The 3,687-nt window shown below is 80.1% G+C and carries 1 protein-coding gene and 1 pseudogene; one reads left to right on the forward strand and one right to left on the reverse strand.

The window, feature by feature from the left end:
- Window positions 1-2,837 (forward strand): SAV_2336 N-terminal domain-related protein (locus ACFV0Q_RS39620; protein ID WP_385012714.1); only part of this gene is annotated, 2,837 nt, incomplete at its 5' end.
- 546 nt (window positions 2,838-3,383) lie between these two features.
- Here ACFV0Q_RS39620 and ACFV0Q_RS39625 read toward each other — a convergent pair.
- A pseudogene (locus ACFV0Q_RS39625) lies at window positions 3,384-3,687 on the reverse strand (hypothetical protein); the annotation flags it as partial.

Genomic DNA, 3,687 nt, shown 5'->3' on the forward strand with positions numbered 1-3,687 from the left:
TGGTGCCCGGGGCGGCCGCGCTGCCCCGGATCCTCGACATCCAGCGGGCCCTGCGCGCCCTCCAGCGGCACCGGCCGCCCGGCCCGCCCGCCCGTACCGTCCTCGACGAGACCGCCACCGCCGAGGCCAGCGCCCGCGCCCTGGGGCTGGTCATGCCGGTGCTGCGGCCGGAGAGCCGGCGCGAGGCGACCGTACGGCTGGTCATGGACGCCTCGCCCTCCATGGCGGTGTGGCAGGAGATGTTCGAGGAACTGCGGTCGGTCTGCGAGCGGCTGGGGGCCTTCCGGGACGTCCAGGCGCACTACCTGCACCGGCTGGCGGACGGCACGGCGGCCGTCGGACGCGGCCCCTCGCCCGGCGCCGCCCTGCGCTCCGGCGACCAGCTGCGCGACCCCACCGGACGGGCGCTGACCATCGTGGTCTCCGACTGCGCCGGGCCGGTGTGGCGGGAGGGCGAGGCGCAGCGGCTGCTCCACCGGTGGGCTCAGTGCTCGCCCTGCGCGATCGTGCAGCCCCTCCCGCAGCGGCTGTGGAGCCGCAGCTGGCTGCCCACCGAGCGCGGGGTGCTGGAGCGTGCCGAGGGGGGCGGCGGGGGCGGTGGCGGCGCTGGGATGAAGCTGAGGTTCCGGTCAGACCGGCCGCCGCGGCCCGGGCAGCGCACGGGCGGGCTCACCGTGCCCGTGCTGCCGCCCCACGCCACCGCCCTCGGGGCCTGGGCCCGGCTCGTCGCCGGACTCGGCACGGGCCCCGTACCGGCCGAGGTGGGCCGGGTCCTCGCCCGTCACCCCGCCGCCCCCGTCCCGCTGCCCCGGACCGCCCGGCCGCCGCGCGAGCTGGTGCGCCGCTTCCGTTCCTCCGCCGCGCCCGGCGCCGTACAGCTCGCCGTGTACCTGGCGGCGGCGCCGCTGACGCTGCCCGTGATGCGGCTCGTCCAGCGCACGATGCTGCCCGACTCGGAGCCGTCCGATCTGGCCGAGGTGCTGCTCAGCGGGCTGTTGCGGCGCAGCGGGGACGTCCCCGGGCAGTGGTACGAGTTCGTCCCCGGGGTGCAGGACGTGCTGCTGGGGCCGCTGGGGCGGGACGAGGCCGCGCTGGTGCTCAAGCACTGCTCGGAGTACGTACGGGCGCACTTCGGCCCGGGCGTGCGGAACTTTCCCGCGCTCGCCGTCTCCCAGCTGACCGGAGTCCCGGAGGCGGGCCCGGCGGAGGACGCGGGCCGGGTGCCGGGGGGACGGCTGCCGCAGGCGTTCGCGCACGTCTCGGCTCAGGTCGTACGCCGCTACCTGCCGGGCCCGCCGGAGGAGGACCCGGACGCGCCCGTGCCCGCCCCCGCCCCCGAGCCGGCCGCTCCCGCCGGGGGAGGCCGGGCGGCCGGGGTACGGGCGGCCCGCGACCGCCTCGCGGACGGCGACGCCCGGGCCCTGTACGAGGCCGTGGCCCTGCTGCGGCGGGCCGTGGCGGCCCCGGCCGGGCCGGGGGACCCGCCGGAGCAGGCCGAGACCGAACTGGCGGCGGCCCTGCTGCGGTTGTGGGCGGTCCAGCGCGACCCCGAGCTCCTGGACGAGGCCGAGCGGGCGGTGGCCGGGCTGCGGACCCCGCCCGCCGGGGCGGTCCGCGGCCGGGTCCTGTACGAGCGGGCGCTGGTGGCGGGGCCCGACCCGGAGCTGCTCGTCGCCGCCGACCGGGAGTTCGCCGCGGCGGGCGCCGCCGCTGCCGGGCCGGAGCTGCGGCGCGACTGCGCGGTGCGGCGGGCGCGGACCCTGATCCGGCTGAGCGCGCTGCGTGACGACCCGGGCCCGCTGCGGGAGGCCCGCGCCGCGCTGGAGGCCCTGGTCGCCCCGGCCCCGCACCCGGAGCTCTCCCTGGCCCTGGGCCGCGTCCTGCTGGCGTTGCTCCCCCACACCCCGAACCCCGCGGCCCGCACCCCCCTGGCCGAACAGGCCGCGGCCCACCTCACGGACGCCCTGACCGCCCTGCTCCGCCCGCCCGGCCCCAGAACCCCGGCCCCGGAGAGCGGCTCCGCTGCCGACCCGCATGGAGTCCCGGCCGACGGCCTGGTGGACGCCCCCGGGGCCGAGCCCCGGGGCGGTCCCCCCGATGCCCCGCGCACCGCCCCGACTCCCGAAGCGGGGACCACCTCCGGGGGTGGGCCGCGGGGTGGTTCGGGCGGTGGGCCGGAGGGTGGGCCGGAGGGTGGCCCGCGGGGCGGTTCGGGTGGTGGGCCGGAGGGTGGCCCCAGTGGTGGGCCGCGGCGAGGTTCGGGTGGTGGACCGGAGGGGGGCTCCACCAGCGGGCCGCGGGGGGATTCGGGTGCCGCGCCGCAGGTCGGATCCGGCAGTGGACCGGACGGCGGCCTTGCCGGTGGGCCGGAGGGCGGCTCCCGAGGCGGACCAGAGGATGGTTCGGGCGCCGCCCAGGAGGCCGCCTCAGGCGGCGGGTCGGAGGACGGCCCCAGCGGTGGCCCGCAGGGAAGTTCGGAGGGCCGCCTCGGCACCGGGCAGGAGGACGGCTTCGACGGTGGGGCGCGGGGCGGTTGGGGCGGTGGGCCCCAGCCTGGCCCGGGCACCACCCTGGACGTCGGCTTCGGTGGTGGTCCGGAGAGCGGCTCCCGCGGTGGATCGCAGGGCGGCCCCGGCAGCGCGGCGGAGGGCAGTTCGGTCCGTGGGCCGGAGAGCGGTTCGGCCAGCGCGCCGCAGGACGGTTCGGGCGATGGGGCGGCGGGTTTTGACGGTGGGCCACGGGGCGGCCCGGGCACCGCACGGGAGGGCGATTCCGGGGCCAGGCCGGAGGGCGGCTTCGGCGGTGGGCCGCGGGGTGGTTCGGGTGGTGGGGCGTAGGCTGGATTAGGCGCTGAGCCGCGGGGCGGTTCCAGCGGTGGACCGCAGGGCGGTTCGGCTGGTGGGTCGTACACCGGCCTGGGCGGCGGACCGGAGGGCGGTTCCGGGGTGGTGCCGGAGGGTGGCATCGGTGGTGGGTCGCGGGGTGGTTCGGGCGGCGGGCTGACGGGTGGCTCTGGTGGCGGGCCGCAGCGCGGTGCGGGCGGTGGGGCGCAGGTTGGTCCCGGCGCCGCACCGGAGGGCGGTTCCGGAGATGGGCCGGAGGGCGGCTCCCGTGGCGGCCCCGAGGGCAGTTCCGGTGGTGGGGTGCAGGGCGGGTCGGCGGGTGGTGCGCGGGTCGGCCCGGGGGCGGTCCCAGAGGGTCGGTCCGGCGGTGGGCCCGGGGACGGTTCCGGCAGTCGGGCGCGGGCCGGTTCGGGTGGCGGGGCGGAAGGGGGCTTCGGCGGTGTGCCGGAGCGGGGGGCCCAGGTGGCGGGGCCGGATTCGCCGGGCGGGCCGGAGCGGGCGGCCGGGCAGCCGGGCCGCCCGACCGTGGGCGCGGCCGATTCAGATCCGGGGGCCGTGTCCGGTGCCGTCCCGGGGGACGTGTCCGGGCGTCCCGTAGGCGGGGGCGGTACTTCCACGGCCGGCGCCGGGCCGGGTGCTGTTGCCGGCGGCCCCGCCGTCGGTGGTGGGGAGGGGGCGGGGGACGTGTCCGGGCGTCCCGTAGGCGGCGGTGCATCCGTGCCCGGTGCCGGGCTGGGCGCCGTGCTCGGCGGCGCCGCGGGCGGAGGTGGGGACGGCCCCGGGCACTCCGTAGGCGGCGGTGCTTCCGTGATCGGGCGGTCGGTGGACGGGGGCGGTGCTGGGC

It is taken from the genome of Streptomyces sp. NPDC059564 (assembly GCF_042735575.1).
In the GTDB taxonomy this organism is placed as follows: Bacteria; Actinomycetota; Actinomycetes; order Streptomycetales; family Streptomycetaceae; genus Streptomyces.